The organism is Synergistaceae bacterium, from assembly GCA_012521675.1.
Lineage (GTDB): Bacteria > Synergistota > Synergistia > Synergistales > Aminobacteriaceae > JAAYLU01.
Genome location: JAAYLU010000115.1, coordinates 1 through 18,693 on the forward strand (window position 1 = coordinate 1; position 18,693 = coordinate 18,693).

18 protein-coding genes are annotated in these 18,693 nt (G+C 61.8%); 15 read left to right on the top strand and 3 right to left on the bottom strand.

All coding sequences use genetic code 11. The features are described from left to right. Positions 1 to 288: 288 nt before the first annotated feature. Entirely contained in the window at positions 289 to 1,902 is a 1,614-nt protein-coding gene (locus tag GX181_10125) for a carbon starvation protein A (GenBank protein NLM72295.1), read from the top strand. 99 nt (positions 1,903 to 2,001) lie between these two features. Here the strand turns inward: GX181_10125 and GX181_10130 are convergent, their stop codons facing one another. Further along, positions 2,002 to 2,175, bottom strand: a complete 174-nt coding sequence (locus GX181_10130) for a hydrogenase maturation nickel metallochaperone HypA (GenBank protein NLM72296.1) — start codon at positions 2,173 to 2,175, stop codon at positions 2,002 to 2,004. A gap of 219 nt (positions 2,176 to 2,394) precedes the next feature. Between GX181_10130 and GX181_10135 the strand changes: the two genes are divergently transcribed. Beyond that, positions 2,395 to 4,137 carry a 2-oxoacid:acceptor oxidoreductase subunit alpha gene (locus GX181_10135; protein ID NLM72297.1) on the top strand — a complete coding sequence of 581 codons (1,743 nt, stop codon included), beginning with the start codon at positions 2,395 to 2,397 and terminating at the stop codon, positions 4,135 to 4,137. Next, entirely contained in the window at positions 4,137 to 4,997 is an 861-nt protein-coding gene (locus tag GX181_10140) for a 2-oxoacid ferredoxin oxidoreductase (protein ID NLM72298.1), read from the top strand. The genes GX181_10135 and GX181_10140 overlap by 1 nt, the downstream gene beginning before the upstream one ends. A 14-nt stretch (positions 4,998 to 5,011) precedes the next feature. Here the strand turns inward: GX181_10140 and GX181_10145 are convergent, their stop codons facing one another. Together GX181_10145 and GX181_10150 are read right to left on the bottom strand one after the other, a co-directional pair. Next, positions 5,012 to 5,740 (bottom strand): hypothetical protein, encoded by a 729-nt coding sequence (locus tag GX181_10145; GenBank protein NLM72299.1) that lies wholly within the window; start codon positions 5,738 to 5,740, stop codon positions 5,012 to 5,014. A 14-nt stretch (positions 5,741 to 5,754) separates the two neighbouring features. Next, positions 5,755 to 6,405 carry a histidine phosphatase family protein gene (locus GX181_10150; GenBank protein ID NLM72300.1) on the bottom strand — a complete coding sequence of 217 codons (651 nt, stop codon included), beginning with the start codon at positions 6,403 to 6,405 and terminating at the stop codon, positions 5,755 to 5,757. Between the two features lie 178 nt (positions 6,406 to 6,583). On the opposite strand from GX181_10150, the gene hrcA reads away from it, so the two are divergent. From hrcA to GX181_10210, 12 genes are all read left to right on the top strand, one after another. Continuing rightward, entirely contained in the window at positions 6,584 to 7,600 is a 1,017-nt protein-coding gene (gene hrcA, locus GX181_10155) for a heat-inducible transcription repressor HrcA (protein ID NLM72301.1), read from the top strand. Between the two features lie 36 nt (positions 7,601 to 7,636). Further along, positions 7,637 to 8,242: a nucleotide exchange factor GrpE gene (locus GX181_10160; protein NLM72302.1), complete on the top strand. Its 606-nt coding sequence runs from the start codon at positions 7,637 to 7,639 to the stop codon at positions 8,240 to 8,242. 75 nt (positions 8,243 to 8,317) lie between these two features. Further along, complete coding sequence (gene dnaK, locus GX181_10165; protein ID NLM72303.1) at positions 8,318 to 10,147, top strand: molecular chaperone DnaK; 1,830 nt, start codon at positions 8,318 to 8,320, stop codon at positions 10,145 to 10,147. Between the two features lie 13 nt (positions 10,148 to 10,160). Further along, complete coding sequence (gene dnaJ / locus GX181_10170) at positions 10,161 to 11,303, top strand: molecular chaperone DnaJ (GenBank protein ID NLM72304.1); 1,143 nt, start codon at positions 10,161 to 10,163, stop codon at positions 11,301 to 11,303. Between the two features lie 110 nt (positions 11,304 to 11,413). Beyond that, on the top strand, positions 11,414 to 12,283 hold the full coding sequence (locus GX181_10175; GenBank protein ID NLM72305.1) for a methyltransferase: 870 nt from the start codon (positions 11,414 to 11,416) through the stop codon (positions 12,281 to 12,283). Continuing rightward, positions 12,270 to 13,622 carry a MiaB/RimO family radical SAM methylthiotransferase gene (locus GX181_10180; protein ID NLM72306.1) on the top strand — a complete coding sequence of 451 codons (1,353 nt, stop codon included), beginning with the start codon at positions 12,270 to 12,272 and terminating at the stop codon, positions 13,620 to 13,622. The genes GX181_10175 and GX181_10180 overlap by 14 nt, the downstream gene beginning before the upstream one ends. Further along, on the top strand, positions 13,619 to 15,172 hold the full coding sequence (locus GX181_10185) for an Hsp70 family protein (GenBank protein NLM72307.1): 1,554 nt from the start codon (positions 13,619 to 13,621) through the stop codon (positions 15,170 to 15,172). The genes GX181_10180 and GX181_10185 overlap by 4 nt, the downstream gene beginning before the upstream one ends. A gap of 1 nt (position 15,173) precedes the next feature. After that, positions 15,174 to 16,175, top strand: a complete 1,002-nt coding sequence (locus tag GX181_10190; GenBank protein ID NLM72308.1) for a J domain-containing protein — start codon at positions 15,174 to 15,176, stop codon at positions 16,173 to 16,175. A 28-nt stretch (positions 16,176 to 16,203) separates the two neighbouring features. Beyond that, a complete protein-coding gene (locus GX181_10195) occupies positions 16,204 to 16,545 on the top strand; it encodes an HIT domain-containing protein (protein NLM72309.1) in 342 nt (113 codons plus the stop codon). Positions 16,546 to 16,576: 31 nt separating this feature from the next. Further along, complete coding sequence (locus tag GX181_10200; GenBank protein NLM72310.1) at positions 16,577 to 16,768, top strand: 30S ribosomal protein S21; 192 nt, start codon at positions 16,577 to 16,579, stop codon at positions 16,766 to 16,768. A 115-nt stretch (positions 16,769 to 16,883) separates the two neighbouring features. Continuing rightward, on the top strand, positions 16,884 to 17,375 hold the full coding sequence (gene nrdR, locus GX181_10205) for a transcriptional repressor NrdR (GenBank protein ID NLM72311.1): 492 nt from the start codon (positions 16,884 to 16,886) through the stop codon (positions 17,373 to 17,375). 135 nt (positions 17,376 to 17,510) lie between these two features. After that, positions 17,511 to 18,644 (top strand): ABC transporter substrate-binding protein, encoded by a 1,134-nt coding sequence (locus GX181_10210; protein NLM72312.1) that lies wholly within the window; start codon positions 17,511 to 17,513, stop codon positions 18,642 to 18,644. The last annotated feature ends 49 nt before the right edge of the window (positions 18,645 to 18,693 follow it).

An 18,693-nucleotide genomic window follows, 5' to 3' on the forward strand; every position in this document is an offset into this window, starting at 1 on the left:
CGCTTTCTCTTCGTCGACCAGCATGCGTCCGGCGATAAGGAGCGGATCAGATCCTTTCTCTGGGGGCTCAGGGGTTATGTGGAGGTTCACTCATATACGCCGGGGGGGCATTATCCGAAGAGTATGAAGGATTTGGCCCCCCTAGTAGACAGGGCCTTGGAGTTGATCAACTCCAAGGAGACGGGATTGAAGGGTGGTGAGTACAAAAGTTCTCCAGCATAGGTTGTTGAGATATTTTTATCATTCTTACCTTCGGAGGTGAACAAAGTGCTTTCCACTCTTGCGACAATGTTTTTCGTAGCCATCGTTCTCTTCGTCATCTGCTACAAGGTGTACGGAACGTACATGGCGAAATTATACGGGCTTGACGATTCGGTGCAGACGCCGGCCGAATGCATGTTCGACGGCATCGACTACTGCCCGGCTCATCCGGCCGTCCTCCTGGGACATCACTTTGCTTCGATCGCGGGGGCGGGCCCCATAGTAGGCCCGATCACCGCGGCGGCGATGTTCGGATGGCTTCCCTCGTATCTATGGTGTCTGTTCGGCTCTGCGTTCCTCGGCGGTCCGCACGACATGGGAGCTCTTGTGGCCTCCATGAGGCACGAGGGCAAGTCCGTGGGAGAGGTCGTCGACAGGTGGATCGGACGCAAGGGCAAGATCCTGTTCCTCTGCTTCACCATCCTTGCGCTCGTCCTTGTGGTGGCGGTCTTCCTTCAGCTCTCCGCCGGCTCGTTCGCCGAGGACCCGGCTGTTGCCTTCTCTGCCACCCTGTACATTTTCATGGCCCTTCTTTTCGGAGTCCTTATCTACAAGTACAAGGTGCCGCTGTGGCTCATGACGGTGGTTATGGTTCCGATCGTCATCTACGCCTGCTGGTACGGCAACCAGGCCGAATGGGTGGCCTCGGCCTTCACCCTTCCCATGGAGACCTGGCGCTGGATCCTGGTCGGCTACATCTTCCTGGCCTCGATCCTTCCCGTCTGGCTTCTGCTGCAGCCGCGCGACTACCTTGCGTCCTACTTCCTCTACTTCGCCGTGATCATCGGCTCTATAGGCATGATCATGGGCAAGGGCGAGGGCTTCGAGGTCGTGCTCCCGGCGTTCAAGGGATTCGCCGCGGGCAATCAGTACCTGTGGCCGATGCTCTTCGTCGTGGTCGCCTGCGGCGCCATCTCCGGGTTCCACTCATTGGTGGGCAGCGGCACGACGTCCAAGCAGCTGCACAAGGAAACAGACGCGGTCCTCGTGGGCTACGGCTCGATGCTTCTGGAGGGTCTCGTCGGTGTCATAGCGGTAGGCACGATAATGATCAGCGGTGCCATCGCAGAGGGCGGCCCGACCATGACCTACGCCCAGGGCTTTGGAAAGTTCGCGTCGATAGTCGGAATAGACCCCAAGGTGGGTGTCTCCCTCGGGCTCCTGGCGATGAACTCCTTCCTGCTCACCTCGCTTGACACTGCCACCCGTCTGACCAGGTACCAGATTCAGGAGCTGTGCAACATGAAGGTGGACAAGTACACGGCGACTGTTCTGGCCATAGCGGGCGCAATGGCCCTTCTGCTGACCAAGGCGCACGGGCCCACGGGGGCCGTTATCCCCGCATGGGCTGCCATCTGGCCGATTTTCGGAGCGTCCAACCAGCTTGTGGCTGCTCTCGCGCTGCTGACCATCGGAGTGTGGGTCTCGAAGGCGTTGAAGAAGGACAACCGCTTCATGATGATTCCGATGTGGTTCATGCTGGTGACCACCATAGCGGCGCTCGGATTCCTGATCAGGGACAATATGGTCTTCGAGAAGCCGAACTACATCCTGGTGGTGCCCTCGGTGATTTTGATGGTTCTGGCGATCTTGATGGTGCTCGAATCCATGAAGGCGCTCAAGGAGGAGCCGACGCTTTAACCGCCGGTAATTGTTATTTGGCGGCAAAAAACAGAGGGGAGCGGCGGTTCGTCCGTCTCTCCCCTCTTCTTATTTCTTATGGCGTGCCCGGTGTTTAGGCTAGGAGCTCTTTCCGACGCTGAACGACTTCGCGCTCCATGATTTTCCGCGCTTTCGGTTCTCCGCCTCGACGACCTCCACGAACCGGCACCCGCAGCGCTCGCAGCGCATTATCGGGGCCCTGTCGTCAAGCTCGAACTCGCTCTTGCAAGAGAGACATCTATACTTTCCCATAGAATCACCCCCGTACAATAATCTGGAGATCAATCCAAGCAAGCCTGAGGCTTCCTAGCGTATGATGCAATTATACCATGATCCCCGATTTGGGCGAAGTGCAGTATAATTCTCCGAAGATGCTGCGTCTTTTCTATATGAAGGCCGGAGAGCAGGGTGCATATCCGGAGTTAGCGGCCCGGTCCGGGTGGCCTGGCCGCTGTCGAGAGAGGGGGAGAGATATTGGCCTATCCATTTCCAAGGGAGTCCGAGGTCTCCTGTGTGCTGAGCGGGGCAGCCGGGCTCGGCATCCAGACCGTGGAGGACATGCTGGCCAGGGTCGTGGTGGATTCCGGCCTGTGTGTCTTCGGCTCGCGGGAGTACATGTCTCGGGTCAGGGGAGGCAACAACTCGACCGAACTTAGAATCGCCCGCTCCAGGGTGGACGCTCTGGTCGACAGGATGGACATCCTGGTAGCCATGAGCCGGAACGTTCGAGTCAACATTCTGGAGAGGATCGCCCCGAGCACCGTGATCATCGGCGACAGGGCGGAATTGGGCACGGAGCTTGACGACGCGGGAGGCGTGTTTGTCCAGGCGCCCCTTGCGGAGCTGGCGGCGGAGGCGGGCGGCAGGATCTACTCCAACTCCGTGGCGGCGGGGATACTTCTGGGCATACTCGGTCTTGATCCGGCCAGGGCAGGGGAGTTTTTCGTCAAGCGCTTCGCCGGAAAGAAGCCCGACGTAGCGGAGAGGAATACACGCGCATGCAACGCGGGCTACGAGATCGGGCGGGAGCTTGTAGACGGCAAGGGGCTGTTCGGCAAGGCGAGCCCTGACGAAAGCGTCGGGAGAGCCCTGGTGAACGGCAGCGACGCCGTCTCGCTCGGCGCGATGGCAGCGGGCTGCAACTTCGTGACGGCATATCCCATGTCCCCGGCGACGGGGGTTTTGTCGTTCTTCTCGCAGAACGCGGAGAGGGCGGGGGCTGTGGTCGAGCAGACCGAGGACGAGCTGTCCGCCATAAACATGGCGGTGGGTGCCGCCTACGCCGGGGCAAAGCCGATGGTGACCACCTCGGGGGGCGGCTTCGCCCTCATGTCCGAGGGGATCAGCCTGGCGGGAGTGGTCGAGGCGCCGGTGGTGGTTCACCTGTCTCAGAGGCCCGGCCCAGCCACGGGGATGGCCACGCGCACCGAGCAGGCCGACCTCGAGCTTGCCCTTTACTCCGGTCACGGCGAGTTTCCAAGGGCCATATACGCGCCGGGCAGTATCGAGAGCGCCTTCCTGCTGACTCAGGAGGCCTTCCGGGTTGCGCACAAATACCAGACGCCCGCTATCGTTATGACCGACCAGTATTTCGTCAACTCCTTCTACAACCTGAACCCGAACGACCTGGCGATGCTGGACGAGCTTCCGCCCGTGCGCGAGACAGGGGCCGACTACAGGAGGTACGAGGACGACCCGTCCGGATGCTCGCCGTTCGGAGTGCCCGGATTCGGGGAGGGCATAGTTGGCGCTGACAGTCACGAGCACGACGAGGTCGGGCATGTCTACGAGGACTTCAAGCTGCGCAAGAGAATGCAGGACAAGAGGATGAGAAAGCTGCGCGGGATGAGCGACGAGGCGGTCGCGCCGAGGCTGTACGGCCCGGAGGACTACGATGCCCTGGTGGTCTGCTGGGGCTCTGTCATCCCGATATTCCGAGAGGCTCTCTCCCTGCTTGGGCTGGAGAGGACGGCCCTGCTGGCGTTCGAGCAGGTTTGGCCGCTTCACTCTTCGACGGGCGGGCTGCTCGAAAGGGCGAAAAGGGTGATCACGGCCGAGGGGAACAGCACCGGCCAGTTCGCGAGACTGCTGCGTTCTCACACGGGAGTGAAGGCATCTGGCTCTATTCTGAAGTACAGCGGGCTACAGTTCTCCGTCGAGGAGGCCGCGCAGAGGCTGTCCGAGGGGATCGCGGGAAAGGGAGGCGATTCATGATGCAGGCAACACAGTTCGACCTTCCGGGAGTGGACATATCATGGTGCCCGGGCTGCGGGGATTTCAAGATTCTGGACTCGATCAAGCTGGCGCTGACGGAGCTTGCCCTGACGCCGCTCGACGTTGTGGTGGTCTCGGGCATCGGGCAGGCGGCGAAGACGCCCCACTACATGAGATCTCACTTCTTCAACGGCCTGCACGGCAGGGCTCTGTCCAACGCAACCGCGATAAAGGCGGCCAATCCATCTCTCGAGGTGATAGCCGTCGGGGGTGACGGCGACATGTACGGGGAGGGGGGCAACCACTTCCTGCACACTGTCCGCAGGAACCCCGGCATCACCAACCTCGTCTTCAACAACATGGTCTACGGGCTTACCAAGGGACAGGCCTCGCCCACGAGCCAGGTGGGCTTTCGCACCCCGGTCCAGGTGGACGGAGTTCACTCTCAGCCCTTCAACCCTCTGGCAACAGCCCTCGTGCTGGGGGCGGGTTTCGTGGCCAGGGCGAACGCGGGGGACGTCGAGGAGACGAAGGACATCATCAAGCAGGCGATTAACTACAGGGGGTACGCCCTGGTGGACATCTTCCAACCCTGCGTGTCGTTCAACAAGGTGAACACCTATGCGTGGTTCAAGGAGAACACCTACTGGCTGGAGGGGCACGACGAAAAGGACTTCGAAAGGGCGCTGGCCCTTTCCGTGTCGGACGCCCCCTATCCCCTGGGCGTGTTGTACAGGGGCACGGAGAGGACCACCTTCGAGGGTTCGCTTGCGGCCTACAGGTTGGACGATACTCCCCTGTTCAGAAGAGGGGCACGGAGAGAGGCTTTGAAGGAAATCATCGGCTATATGTCCGTTTAGGGGATCGGGTCAGGCTACCTTCCCCATTCCACCGTCAGGATGCGCCTCCAGGGAAAGGCCTCCATGGCCTCCCTGGAGGGCATGCCTCCATTCGACATCCTCTCGAAATCCCTGCACAGCTCTCCGTACGCCGCGCGCATACCCTCATCCGACTGGGCCTCCCGGAAGAGGTGTGCCAGGGGCAGCAGGGCCCCGTAGACGGCGGGGGCGGCCACAAGGTTAGGGCCGCTGCAGGTGATGGTCATCGCGTACACGAAGGAGAGGGTCTCCGGGCCGTCCTGCTCTTCCAGCCCGCAGTATGCCGGCAGGCGAGGGGATATGTACAGGAACACCCCGTCCTTGGCGTCCGAAGGAGTGCAGAGCCTGTCCCAGTAGGTCGGGCCCGAGGGCGCGATGGCGAACCAGGCGGTGCAGCCGTCCGAGATCGCGGTGATCCACAGGGACAGCCTCTCCTCGCTTTTCGGCTTTTCAAAATCTATGCGCCAGAGCAGGGCGTCATCTCCCTCCTCCGTTTTGACCGGGCGAGCGGTGGAGGAGAGCAGTCGCAGGTTCTCGATCCCGTCGAGGCGGTGCAGCCCTGCCGGGGTGCGGGCGAACGCGCTCCTGATAACCCCGTACCGCTGATCCAGGGTCAGGGAGACCGGGTACTGAGGGGCGGAGAGTACCTTCAATCGGGCGTGACCGAGGTCGCAGGAGGAGAGGATCAGCGACAGGGCCAGGACTATTGCCGACGCGGTCTTCATCGCTCTTGTCGCGGCTATTCCCATTCCGTCGAGAACCCCGAGAGATGCCCGGTCCGGTTAAGAGAGTAGAGGGTGTAACCCCGGACCTCGCTGTGGTTGAGCACCGAGTAGGCCGCCGTGTCCATGTGCAGCCGCCAGAAGTACGGGGGGCGGATTCCGAGGCAACCAGCCAGCAGCGGCATGATCACCGTCCTGTGGCTGACAGCGACGACCGTCTTCCCTCGATGCTTGCTCATTATCCTGTCGAGCGCCTCCAGGGAGCGCTTTTGAACCGCGTCCATCGACTCGGCCCCCTCCAGCCGCAGGAGCTCCGGGCTCTCCAGCCATAGCCTCCACTCCTCCGGGTGATCCTTTGCTATGTCCTTCTTCAGGCGACCCTCCCAACCGCCCAGTCCTATATTGATGAAGCCCTCCTCGACCTTTACCCCGACCCCGCACTCCCTGGCGATGGCCTCGGCTGTCTGGACTGCTCGCGTGAGCGGGCTTGTTAAGACCACATCGGGACGCAGTCCGGCCACTTCCGACGCCACCTCCCCGGCCTGTCGAAGGCCGGTCTCGTTCAGCGGAAAGTCGGTCCTGCCCCGGAACAGCCCTTCGCTGTTTCCCCGGCATTCGCCGTGCCTCACCAAAAGGACCGTAGTGCGTCCGGACGCCCTGTCAGTCATGCTTTTCTCCTCCGGCTTCAGCCGATGCCGTCCCTGTTCACGAGGCACCCGCGAAAAAATGTAAAAAAACAGTTTGACCAGCCTTGACAATCATATCACGGATTGCTAATCTACCTCTCGGGACAGTGGCATTGGCACTCACATCGATAGAGTGCTAACGCCAGGAGGAGGTAACGCAATGTTGACGGAAAGGCAGTTGGAGGTCGTTTTTTCCGTTGTCTACGAATACATCCAGACGGGCGAGCCGGCGGGCTCGAGGACGATTTCCAAGAAATACCTCCGCGGGTGCAGCCCGGCGACGATCAGGAACGAGATGGCCGACCTGGAGGAGATGGGCTACTTCTACCAGCCTCATACATCCGCGGGAAGGCTCCCCACCTCGAAGGCATACAGGCTGTATGTCGATGCAATCATGCAGCGCAGGAGGACGGCCCCGGCGGAGACGGAGGAGTGGAGGCGCTCCATCCGCGAGAGCAGGCAGGGGATAGAGTCCATCCTGACCTACATATCCAGGCTGCTCGGACAGGCGACCAACTGCGTCGGAGTGGCGGCCATCTCCGCCCTGGAGGAGGTGCAGATCCAGCGAGTGACCTTCCTACGGCTCGGCGGGAATACTGTTCTGCTGCTGCTGGTCCTCGAGGGGGGACTGGTGCACCACAGCAATATAGTCCTGCCATGCGAGCTGTCTCAGGACGCGCTGGACGAGCTGGGAAGGCGCATAACGGCAATAGCCGAGGGGCATCCGTGGAGCGAGATCCGGGGAGTGCTGTTCAGGTACGTTTTCGACGGCCTGGAGCGGCTTTGGGACTCCTGCCGGGAGGCCATCGTGCAGATGGATTCTCTGCTGAACAAGAGGAGCTCCCGCCTGTTCGTCGGAGGAGCTCAGCACATTCTGAACCTGCCGGACTTTCAGGATATCGGCAAGTTTCAGACGGTCCTGTCGCTGCTGGAGCAGGAGCAGGCCCTGGCGGACATGGTTGAAAGATACAGCGTCAAGAAGGGAGTCTCGGTCACCATCGGCGACGAGAACGCTGACGAGGACATGAGGCAGTTCTCCCTCGTGCTTGCGCCCTCCTCTGGGACCGGCGCAAGGGCCATATTGGGATTGATCGGGCCGCTGAGGATGGACTACGAGAAGTCGATATCCATCCTGGAGGCCCTGGCGGAGGATCTGGACGACATGTTGGTCCAGTGACGCTCGCACATGATGATTTAGAAAGGAGCGAAGTGAATGAGGAAGATCGACGACGGCCTTCCCCCCGAGCGGGAGGATGAGGCGCCGTCTCCCTTCATAGGACGGGTGGGCGGCGTGGGAGACCTGTCGCCCGAAGAGGCCGCCTGCGAGGATGCCGACGCGGCATCCGCGGTCGAGGCTCTTGAGCGAGAGAAACAGGAGCTGGAGGACGCGCTTGCGAGGGCCAGGGCGGATTTCTTCAACTACAGAAAGAGAGTGGAGAGGGACAGGCTGAAGGAGCGAGCCATGATCGCGGAGGACAACGTATTCAGCTTCCTCCCGGTCCTCGACAATTTGGATCGAGCTCTGGCGGTGAATCCGAAGTCCGAGGGAAGAAGCATCCTCAAGGGTGTGGAGATGGTGCGCAAGCAGTTTCTCAATGTGCTTGAGTCCCTCGGGGTGACACAGATCCCGACCGACGGGGTCCCCTTTTCCCCCGAGTGCCACGAGGCCGTCACGGCCGTCCCTACGGACGACCCGAAGATGAACGGCATCGTCGTGGAGGAGGTCATGACCGGCTTCAGAAGCAAGGATCGCGTGCTGCGCGCCGCGAAGGTGAGGGTGGCATCGTTCGCGCAGGACGACGAGGACGAGCCGGAATAACTATAAACACTCGCGGCGTTTCAGCCGCTGAACATTCACGGGCTTTCGCTCGATCCAACTACGAGGTGAGACAGTATGTCAAAAGTTGTGGGTATTGATCTGGGAACGACAAACAGCTGCATAGCCGTCCAGGAGGGGGACGTCACGACGATAATCCCCAGCTCCGAGGGCTCAAGGACGATGCCGTCCGTCGTGGCTTTCACCAAGGAGGGTGAACGTCTCGTCGGGCAGCTTGCGAAGAGGCAGGCCATCGTCAACGGCGACCGGACGGTGATGTCGATAAAGCGCGAGATGGGCACGGATCACAGGGTGACGATAGACGGCAAGAAGTACACGCCGCAGGAGATCTCGTCGATGATCCTGCAGAAGATGAAGAGAGATGCGGAGGACTACCTCGGCGAGCCGGTGACCAAGGCGGTCATCACGACTCCCGCCTACTTCACCGACGCCCAGCGCCAGGCGACGAAGGACGCCGGGGCCATAGCCGGGCTGGAGGTGCTTCGCATAATCAACGAGCCGACCGCCGCCTGCCTCGCCTACGGCGAGAATAAGCAGGGAGAGCACAAGATCCTCGTCTTCGACTTGGGGGGAGGCACATTCGACGTGTCCATCCTCGACGTGGGCGAGGGGGTCTTCGAGGTCCTGGCCACCGCGGGCGACAACCGTCTTGGCGGCGACGACTGGGACATGAGGATAGTCGACTGGATAGTGGACCAGTTCAAGAAGTCCGACGGTATAGATCTCAAGAACGACAGGATGGCGCTGCAGAGGCTTCGCGAGGCGGCGGAGAAGGCGAAGGTGGAGCTCTCCTCAATGCCCGAGACCACCATCTCCCTGCCGTTTATAACGGCCGACTCGACCGGGCCCAAGCACCTAGAGATCGGCCTGTCGCGCGCCAAGTTCGAGGAGATGACGACCGACCTGCTGGAGAGGACGGCCAAGCCGGCCCGCCAGGCGCTCCAGGACTCCGGCCTCTCCGCGGCCGAGATCGACAAGATCCTGCTCGTCGGCGGCTCCACCAGGATGCCGATGGTGCAGAAGAAGATAAAGGAGCTGCTCGGCAAGGAGCCGACCAAGGGGATCAACCCGGACGAGTGCGTGGCGGCCGGAGCGGCGATCCAGGGGGCGATCCTGGCGGGCGACCACAAGGACATAGTTCTGGTCGACGTCACGCCTCTCTCGCTGGGGCTCGAGACCCTGGGCGGGGTCTTCACCAAGATCATCGAGCGAAACACCGCCATACCGGTCTCCAAGAGCCAGGTTTTCACCACCGCCGCCAACAGCCAGACCCAGGTGGAGATAGTCGTTCTGCAGGGTGAGAGGGCGATGGCGGCGGACAACGTCAGGCTGGGCAAGTTTGTCCTCGACGGAATTCCCCCCGCACCGCGCGGCATTCCCCAGATAGAGGTCTCCTTCAACATAGACGTCAACGGCATCCTGAACGTCAACGCCAAGGACAAGGGCACGGGCAAGGCCCAGAACATCTCCATCCACTCGTCCAACCTCTCGAAGGAGGACATAGAGAGGATGAAGAACCAGGCCGATGAGTTCGAGGAGGAGGACAAAAAGAAGCGCGAGATGGCCGAGGCAAAGAACGAGGCCGACAGCGCGGCCTACGCGGCCGAGCGTCTCATCGCGGAGAACGGAGACAAGATGACGCCGGAGGAGAAGGGTAATATCAACTCCGGGCTCGACGAGCTCAGGCGTCTGCTTGCGGGCGAGGACATAGAGGCGATACGCTCCGCCAAGGATGCGTTGGAGAGGTCGATGCAGGAGTTCTCTACCAGGCTCTACTCCCAGGCCCAGCAGGAGGATTCGCAGGACGCCCGGGATCCGAGCGGCCCGCATGACGATTCGGACGGCGAGACAGTGGACGCGGAGTTCACCGACCAGGGGCAGGCGTAGGAGGTGACCTCGCATGAACGGCGGAGGCACGGAAGACCTCTATAAAGTGCTCGGAGTTCCTCGCGACGCCTCCGCAGCGGACATCAAGAAGGCCTACAGGCAGCTGGTGCGCAAGTACCACCCGGACGCGAACCCTGGCGACAAGGAGGCCGAGGAGCGCTTCAAGAGGATAAACCAGGCGTACGAAGTGCTGAGCGACTCGAACAAGCGCAGCCAATACGACCAGTTCGGAACGGTCGGCGACATGCCCGGCGGAGGCAGCCCGTTCGAGGGCTTCAGCGGCATGGGGGACATCTTCGGCGACATATTCGACAGTGTCTTCGGCGGACTTGGGGGGCGCAGGAGGCCCTCGCCGGACGCCCCGCGCAGGGGGGCCGACCTTGAGATGGGCGTGGAGGTAACACTGCTGGAGGCCGCCACCGGGGCGGTTAAGGAGTTCCTGGTGCCGCGCCTCGACTCCTGCGCCGCCTGCGCGGGGACCGGGGCAAAGGCCGGCACATCGCCTGAGACCTGCTCCAGGTGCGGGGGCCGCGGCCAGGTGGAGAGCCGTCAGCAGACCCCGTTCGGACGCTTCGTGTCGCTCAACACCTGCCCGTCGTGCAACGGAACGGGAAAGATCATCAGGGAGAAGTGCCCCGACTGCGCCGGCCTCGGCAGGGTCAGAAAGCAGCACAAGGTCGAGGTAAAAATACCGCCAGGGGTGGACACTGGTACAAGGCTCCGCATCGGCGGGGAGGGGGAGCCGGGGGTCAACGGAGGCCCGTTCGGCGACCTCTATCTGGCCGTCACCGTGCAGGACCACCCGGACTTCAAGAGAGAAGGGGGCGACCTCCACACGAGGGTGGCCGTCACCTTCCCGCAGGCCGCCCTTGGCTGCACAGTCAAGATCCCTACCCTGTACGGGGAGGAGGAACAGCTGGACATCCCAGCGGGTACTCAGCCGGGCAAGGTCTTCACCGTACGTGGAGAGGGAGTCCCGCGACTTCGCGGCCCCAGGGGAAAGGGCGACCTCTTCGCTCATGTGATGGTCGATGTGCCCACCAAGCTTTCGGACAAAGAGCGCGCTCTTCTGGAGGAGCTCGCTCGCGAGATGAAGGTGGAGGTCGAGGACACGGGGGGCTTCGGCAAGTTCTTCAGAAACCTGTTCGACGGGTAGAAATGCGGTTTTAGCCTTGAAAGAACCCTGTTTCTTCTGTTAAACTCTCATAAGCTGGAGAAGGGAGGCCTCGCCGGCCTCCCAATTTTTTTCTTCCGGAGGTATGGGACATGAACACGGCTTTGGATGGTTTCTGGTGGTATGTCACTCTGGAAGGGCGTCCGGGGAGCGAGGAGGTACTTGCCTCCCTGGCCGAGATGTCCGGCAGCATCGGCTCGGAGGAGATGTCGAGGGACGCCTCCCAGCTTTTGAGGGCCTATTTCAGATCCTCGCAGGACCTGGGCTTTTGGCTGGAGCGGCTGGGCGGCGCGCTGGAGCCCTGGCCCGAGGTCAGAATAGCGGACATGGGCAAGATAGAGAACAGGCAGTGGCACACCGAGTGGAAGGAGGCCTTCCCTCCCCTTGCAGTGGGGGAGGGGCTGGTGGTGCTGGCCCCCTGGCACAGGGGAAGCGAACCGAAGGAGAGATTGCCTCTCTACATCTATCCCGGCTCGGCCTTCGGAACCGGGTATCACGAGAGCACCCAGATAGTCCTCGCCCTGCTGGAGCGGTCTCACATCAGAGGCGCGGACGCGGCTGACATCGGCGCAGGCTCCGGGATTCTGTCCATAGCGGCGATCAAGCTGGGCGCGCGTCGCGTCCTGGCAAGGGATCATGACCCGGCGGTCATCTCCGAGATCAGGCACAACCTGGAGCTGAACGAGATTCCGACGGGTGCAGTCGCGCTGGAGGTGGGAAACCTGCTCGACGGGCTTGAGGGAAAAGTGGACCTCTTGATGGCCAATATCGTGATCGAGCCCCTGCTCGAAATGCTTCCGTCCGTCCGTGGGCTTTTGAAAAAGAGGGGGAGGGCCCTGTTTTCGGGACTCCTGGTCAAGGAGCGAGATCGCTTCTTGAAGGCCCTTCAAGAGGCCGGTCTTGAGATGGTCGACGAGATTTCCCTGGGTGACTGGTGGGGGACGACGGTTGAGGCGAATTAGCGGTAGACTGGCGGGCAAACGGGTGAAGGTCGCGACCCTCGGATGCCGCACCAACCAGTACGAGGGCGAGGCGGTAGCCAACTCCCTGGTAAACGAGGGGGCGGTGCTGGCGGAAGGTCCCGGGTGCGACGTCGCGGTGCTGATGAGCTGCACCGTCACGTCGGTCGCGGACGCAAAGTGCCGCCGGATGGTCAGGCGCTTCAGGCGAGACAACCCGGCCGCACTCGTAGCCGTGTGCGGCTGCTGGGCGCAGCGCCTGGACGAGGCCGAGGCCAGGGAGCTGGGCATAGATATCCTGCTGGGGAACAGGAAGAAGCACATGCTGCCGGAGCTGCTGGCGGACTTTCCCTCGGGCGGGAAGGGCCTGTCGGTGATCCGGGGAGATGTCCTCGAGTGCGATGAGTGGGATCCACTCTTCCAGTGCAGGCCCCTGCTGCACACCCGGGCCTTTGTGAAGGTGCAGGATGGCTGCGACCAGTTCTGCTCCTACTGCTTGGTGCCGTACGTTCGCGGGCTTCCCGTCGACCGGGCGCCCGAGGACGTGGTGGAGGAGGTCCGCTCGATAGTCGCCTCCGGATGTGCGGAGGTCGTAGTCACCGGGGTTCACCTGGGACTCTACGGGAGGGGCGGGACGTCCCTGGCCGACCTGGTGAGACGCATCGCGTCGGTGGACGGGCTGAAGAGGCTGCGCTTCGGCTCGCTGGAGCCGCCCTGCATCGACGAAGAGCTGCTTGATGTCCTCGCAGGGACTCCGCAGTTCCAGCCGCACCTTCACATCCCGGTGCAGAGCGGCAGCGACAGGGTGCTGGATCTGATGAACCGGGGGTATTCAGCGGACGAGTACGCGAATATTGTCGGACGGGCGCGTTCTGCGCTCGGTGACGACATTCACATAAGCACGGACCTCCTGGTGGGCTTCCCCGGGGAGGAAGGGAACGACTTCGAGGATTCCCTCGGCCTTCTCTCCGCCTTGCGCATGGGCAAGGTGCACGTCTTCCCCTTCTCGCCGCGCGAGGGCACCAGGGCCTTCGACATGCCGGGGCAGCTGCCCCGCGCGGAGATCGCCGCTCGGACCAGACGGGCTCTCTCTCTCGGGGAGTCGCTCCTGGGGGAGTTCGCGGCGAGCCGGGCGGGAAGGGATGTGCGGGTCCTGGTGGAGAGGGCGGCCCCCTCGACCGACCAGGGGAGGCGGACCATCGAGGCGAGAGGGCTTTCGCCCTGTTTTCTCCGAGTGGAGGGGGAGTGCCCCGATTCCGCCCGAGTGACCCGGGGCGAGGAGTTCTTGTTCGCGATCACCGGCTATTCCGGCGGAGCTCTGAAAGGGCGGCTGATATCTTGACTTCACCTACTCTTGGAATAGACCTTGGGACCAGGTACGCTCTGTCCGCACTGCCCTTGCCGGGCAAGGGGATCGTTGTGATCCCAAGCCGCTGGGGCGGCTTCAGGATCCCGTCCGTGACATCGTGGACCCCTTCAGGCTGGCTCGCCGGCGAGGATGCGGTGCGAGCGGAGATGAGGAGCCCGTCCACGACATGGTGGGACGTTAAGCGCAAGCTTGGCACCCAGTGGAAGGCGAGAGCGGGGCGGGTGGTCTACAAGGCGGAGGAGGTTCTGGCGCCTCTTATGAACTTGGTCAGGGAGGATGCGGAGGCCTACCTCGGGGAGTTCATTTCCTCCTGCGTGCTGGCAGTGCCCGCCTCTTTCAGCTTCAACGAGAGAGCGGCGGCCGGCAGGGTCGCCCGCTCAGCGGGCTTTTCAGAGGTCCGGATCATCAACGAGCCGACCGCGGCGGCACTGGCCTTCGGGTTTGAGGGGAAGTTCCTGATACTCGACTATGGCGCCGGGACGGTGGATATCTCCGTGGTGGAGAGCGAGAACGGAGTGTGGCAGGTCCTTGAGAGCACCGGAACTCCCGCCTCGGGCGGCAGGGATTTCGATGTCGCCCTCGCGTCCCGCCTTAAAGAAAGATTGAACATCCCCGAGCTGGAGGAGAGTTCCCCCCTCTTCAGGACTCTCCTGAACGAGGCGGAGGAGCTGAAGGCGATGCTGACCTCGTGCGCCTCCTACGAGTGGAATCCCCCTCCGGGAATCGCGTCCCCGCCGCTTCTCGTCACGCGCGAGGAGCTGGAGGAGCTGATCTCTCCCTTCATCGAAGGGGTCTGCACCATGGTCCAACGTCTCTGGAGAAGGCACAGGCCGAAGGAGCTTCTCCTTATCGGAGGCGGAAGCAGGGTTCCAATGCTCAGGCGGATGCTCGAGGAGAAAGTGGCCAGGCCGGGTCATCTGAACCAGTGCCCGGACGAGACGGTCGTGACCGGCGCGGCCCTCTACGGGGTCATGCCGGAGAAGGGGCGTCTGCTTCTCGACGTCCTGTCCCAGGACCTGGGGATCCTGGCCGCGGACGGCGCCCCTGTGCCGCTGCTGGAGAGGGGGACCTACCTGCCCGCAAAGGCCGAGAGGCGTTTTCTTAGCGTAGGGGACGGAGCTTTCACCGTGAAGGTGTTCCAGGGTAAAGGCAGAAAGAAGAGGATAATCGCCTCTGTCAAGACTCAGGAGGCGAAAAAGGGCGAGGAGATGGCACTCTCTTTCTCCGTGGACTCCGACGGGCTGCTGAAAATTGATATAATACGCTCCGATGGCAGGATAACCTCCGTGGCGCCCTTGGAACTGGGGGAGGACTCCCGCTCCACCGAGATGGAGGCCACGGAAGAGCTCAAGGAGCTGGAGAGGCGCTTCGCCCTTCTGTCCGTATCCCTCTCGACCTCCCAGCAGGAGAGAGGCGCCGCGATATTCAGGATGGCGAAGACCTTGGGCGAGGGGGAGTACTACCTCGAGGCCTTCGAATCGCTGGAGAGGATGATCTCCGAGATGGAGGGGGTTGTTAGTTAGCATGGGCGTAACCTTGGAGCTGTTCGAGTGCTTCGATATACTGGGAGTGCAGCCCGGAGCCCATCTGAAGGAGATTCGCTCGGCCTTCAGGAGGCTCGCCCTCTCCTGCCATCCGGACGTCGCGGGTCCCGGGTCGGCTAAGGAGTTCGAGACGGTGGCTGCGGCCTACGCCAGGCTCAAGTCCGCCACGCCCACGCAGGTGACCGAGTCGCTTAAGAAGAAAAAGGCCAAAGCGAAGGGCGCCCGCAGGGGAGCGTCACCCTATTCCAGGGAGTCGTCGCGTGATCGCGGCAGGTCCAGGTCCTCTCGTCGGGAGAAAAAGGCAGGCGACCGTTCGCAACGGGTGTCCGATCTCATGCTGGAGAGGGCGCTGGTGGACGCCGAGCTATATTTTGCCAGGATCATGGAGAAGGCAGCTCGCAGCACCGACGCACCACAGTCGGCTTCACTAGCAGTGCGCCTCCTGAGCGCTCATCCCGCCGTGCGCATGCTGGCGATCGGGGCTCTTATCAAGAGCTCGATCGATGCGGCCGTTCTCTCGGCCCTGGTAGAGATGGTCAAGCGCTGGCCGCCCGACGATGACGTTATAGAGAGCCTGTTCATGCTGAACTTTTCGAAGGCTCAAAAGGAAGCGATGTTGTCTGCTCTGAGCGCGAAGATCCCGCTTCTTTCCGAGTGCTCGGCGCTTGCGCTGATGCGCTTTGCGTCCCGCTCCCCGGCAGGCGCCCTGGTGTACGAGAGGATGCTTTCCCATTCGTCTCACAGGGTGCTCGCCTCCGCTCTGCCGAAATGGCCGAGGAAGGAGCCTCCCGACGACCTGACGCTCATAAGGCTTCTGAAGAGGGATGAGGACGTGGTCCTGGTCCCGCTTCTCCGGCTCCTCAGGGCGAGGAGGATCCCCGCCTGGGCCGCGGCCCGGGTGAAGCTCCTGGCGGAAAAGCACGAGTCGCCCGCTGTGAGAGTTTGGGCGGGGTCTATTGTGCAGGCGCAGAATTTGGTATAGAATACTGACGCGTTGCGAGGTGAGGGTTTTGAGAGAGAAATGCATTTTCTGCGAGATGGCCTCGGGGGAAAGAGAGACGGAGTTTGTATACGAAGATGATTCCGTGTTCGTGATACGCGATATTGCTCCTCAAGCGCCAGTGCACCTGCTGGTGATTCCCAAGGAGCATATTGTATGTGCTTCCGAGGTTCAAAACCCCAAAGTGTGGTCGGAAGTCCTGGATTGCGCTGTGAAAACAGCCGATAACCTCGGTCTCGACAAAGAGGGTTACAGGCTTGTGGTGAACTGCGGCGCAAAGGCGGGACAGACGATTCCCCACCTTCATATTCACCTGTTGGCGGGAAGGTTTTTCCGCTGGCCACCAGGTTAGATGCAGGTGGCAAAGAAAGGGGGGAATGTTTGTGACGACTGTCGTTCGAAGAGAAAATGAATCCCTTGACGATGCGCTGAGGCGATTCAAGAGGGAAGTGTCCAAGGTGGGAACCCTTCGAGAGGTTCGCAAGAGGGAGCACTACGAGAAACCCAGCGAAGCCAAGAAGACAAAGAGGGCCGAGGCCGCCAGGAAGAGACGGGGGAAGGGCAGGAGAAGATAGAGGAGCCCATGTTTCGACCCCTGTCGCCGAAGGCGGGCAGGGACAAGGCTCGATGGGCGTTCTTTCTAGAAAAAAGCCGGGGAGACCCGGTTTTTTCATTTTTGGAGGTGGTCGTGTGAGATGCCCGGTTTGCAGTGCTCTGGAGACCAGGGTGCTTGAGACAAGGACCGCGGACGAGGGCAGGGTCGTCAGGCGCAGGAGAGTGTGCCCGGACTGCGGAACCAGGTTCACCACTTACGAGAAGACAGAGTACAGAAGGCATCTGCGGGTGATTAAGAAGGACGGTACCAGGGAGGCCTTCGACAGGGACAAGATAATCAGGGGGCTTGTGAAGGCCTGCGAGAAGCTGCCTGTGCCGCTGGAGCAGATCGAGGAGCTGGCCTCCGGGATCGAGACCGAACTGAACGCGGACGGATACGGCGAGGTACCGGTCGATCTTATCGGGCAGAAGGTGATGGACGGCCTGAAGAGGATGAACAAGGTGGCCTACGTCCGCTTCGCCTCCGTATACAGGGAGTTCACCGACCTAGAGACCTTTCAGCACGAGATAGCCCGCCTGATCAGCGAGAAGGACTCCAGGGAAGGAGCGGAGAACGACGAGGAGTGACACGCCGCGGCCGTGCCGTCGAAATTTTGTCGAACAGGCAACGGCGCTGAAAAGGGAAAAATGCCCTTCCAGAAACCGGCGTTCTTGTGTATAATCCGACTTGTAGCATATTCCACATTCTGAGGAGGGAACTGTATGAAGCTTCGTAATGTACTTCTCGCTGCGCTGTTGGTTTTTGTCGTGGCCGGAGCGGCGGTGGCCGCCGAGCCGATCAAGATCGGCGTCTTTCTTCCGCTGACGGGAAGAGTGGCCTTCGGAGGCCAGCTGGAGCTCGAGGGAGTGGAGATGGCTCACAAGGAGGTCCCCGAGGTTCTCGGAAGGCCCGTGGAGCTGTTCGTGGTGGACAACAAGACGGACAAGGTCGAGTCCGCGAACGCGGTCAAGCGCCTTATAGAGCATGACAACGTCGTCGCGGTCATTGGCTCCTATGGTTCGTCCCACGCCATAGCGGGCGGAGAGGTGGCCGAGGCGGCCAAGATCCCGATGATGGGCACCTCCTGCACGAGCCCGCTCGTGACCATGGGCAAGGAGTACGTCTTCAGAGCGTGCTTCATCGACCCGTTCCAGGGCGCGGCGGCAGCCACCTACGCTCGCAACAAACTCGGCATCAAGAAGGCCGCCATCCTCATCGACGTGGCCAACGACTACTGCGTGGGCCTCGCGAACTTCTTCAAGCAGTCCTTCTTGAAGCTGGACGGCGAGGTGGTCTCCGAGCTCATGTACAACTCCGGCGACCAGGACTTCACCGCCCAGCTCACCGAGATCATCAGCAAGGAGCCCGACCTTCTGTACATCCCCGCCGACTTCGCGGAGGGCGCCATCATCATGAAGCAGGCCAGGGAGCTGGGGGCTGAGTTCCAGATCATGGGCGGAGACGCCATGGACAACCCCGAGATAGTCAGCATAGGCGGAGAGGCCGTCGAGGGCTTCATCCACACCACCTTCTCGTACGACCCCTCGATGGAGGACATGAGCGAGATCGCCAGGACCTTCACCGAGAACTGGTCGAAGCTGCATCCGGACAAGGAGCCCAACGTCAACGCGGCTCTGGGCTACGACTCCTACATGCTGGTGGTCAACGCCATAGAGCAGGCCGGCAGTGCCGAGCCGGATGCCATCAGGGACGCCCTCGCGGCGACGAAGGACTTCCCCGGAGTTACAGGATCCAAGACGATCAACGAGACCCACGACGCCGAGGGCCCGGTGGGAGTGGTCCAGATCAAGGGCGGCAAGAAGCTGTTCATTGATATCGTTGAGCCTGTTCTCTAGGGAGGATCTCCGGCTTATTTCCGCCCTTGCGGGCGGAAATAACTAATGC

Bases quoted from the DNA above. Each gene is read 5' to 3' on its own strand.
- GX181_10125 (NLM72295.1), top strand. From the start codon at position 289: ATGTTTTTCGTAGCCATCGTTCTCTTCGTCATCTGCTACAAGGTGTAC.
- GX181_10130 (NLM72296.1), bottom strand. From the start codon at position 2,175: ATGGGAAAGTATAGATGTCTCTCTTGCAAGAGCGAGTTCGAGCTTGAC.
- GX181_10140 (NLM72298.1), top strand. From the start codon at position 4,137: ATGCAGGCAACACAGTTCGACCTTCCGGGAGTGGACATATCATGGTGC.
- GX181_10145 (NLM72299.1), bottom strand. From the start codon at position 5,740: ATGAAGACCGCGTCGGCAATAGTCCTGGCCCTGTCGCTGATCCTCTCC.
- GX181_10150 (NLM72300.1), bottom strand. From the start codon at position 6,405: ATGACTGACAGGGCGTCCGGACGCACTACGGTCCTTTTGGTGAGGCAC.
- hrcA (NLM72301.1), top strand. From the start codon at position 6,584: ATGTTGACGGAAAGGCAGTTGGAGGTCGTTTTTTCCGTTGTCTACGAA.
- GX181_10160 (NLM72302.1), top strand. From the start codon at position 7,637: ATGAGGAAGATCGACGACGGCCTTCCCCCCGAGCGGGAGGATGAGGCG.
- dnaK (NLM72303.1), top strand. From the start codon at position 8,318: ATGTCAAAAGTTGTGGGTATTGATCTGGGAACGACAAACAGCTGCATA.
- dnaJ (NLM72304.1), top strand. From the start codon at position 10,161: ATGAACGGCGGAGGCACGGAAGACCTCTATAAAGTGCTCGGAGTTCCT.
- GX181_10175 (NLM72305.1), top strand. From the start codon at position 11,414: ATGAACACGGCTTTGGATGGTTTCTGGTGGTATGTCACTCTGGAAGGG.
- GX181_10190 (NLM72308.1), top strand. From the start codon at position 15,174: ATGGGCGTAACCTTGGAGCTGTTCGAGTGCTTCGATATACTGGGAGTG.
- GX181_10210 (NLM72312.1), top strand. From the start codon at position 17,511: ATGAAGCTTCGTAATGTACTTCTCGCTGCGCTGTTGGTTTTTGTCGTG.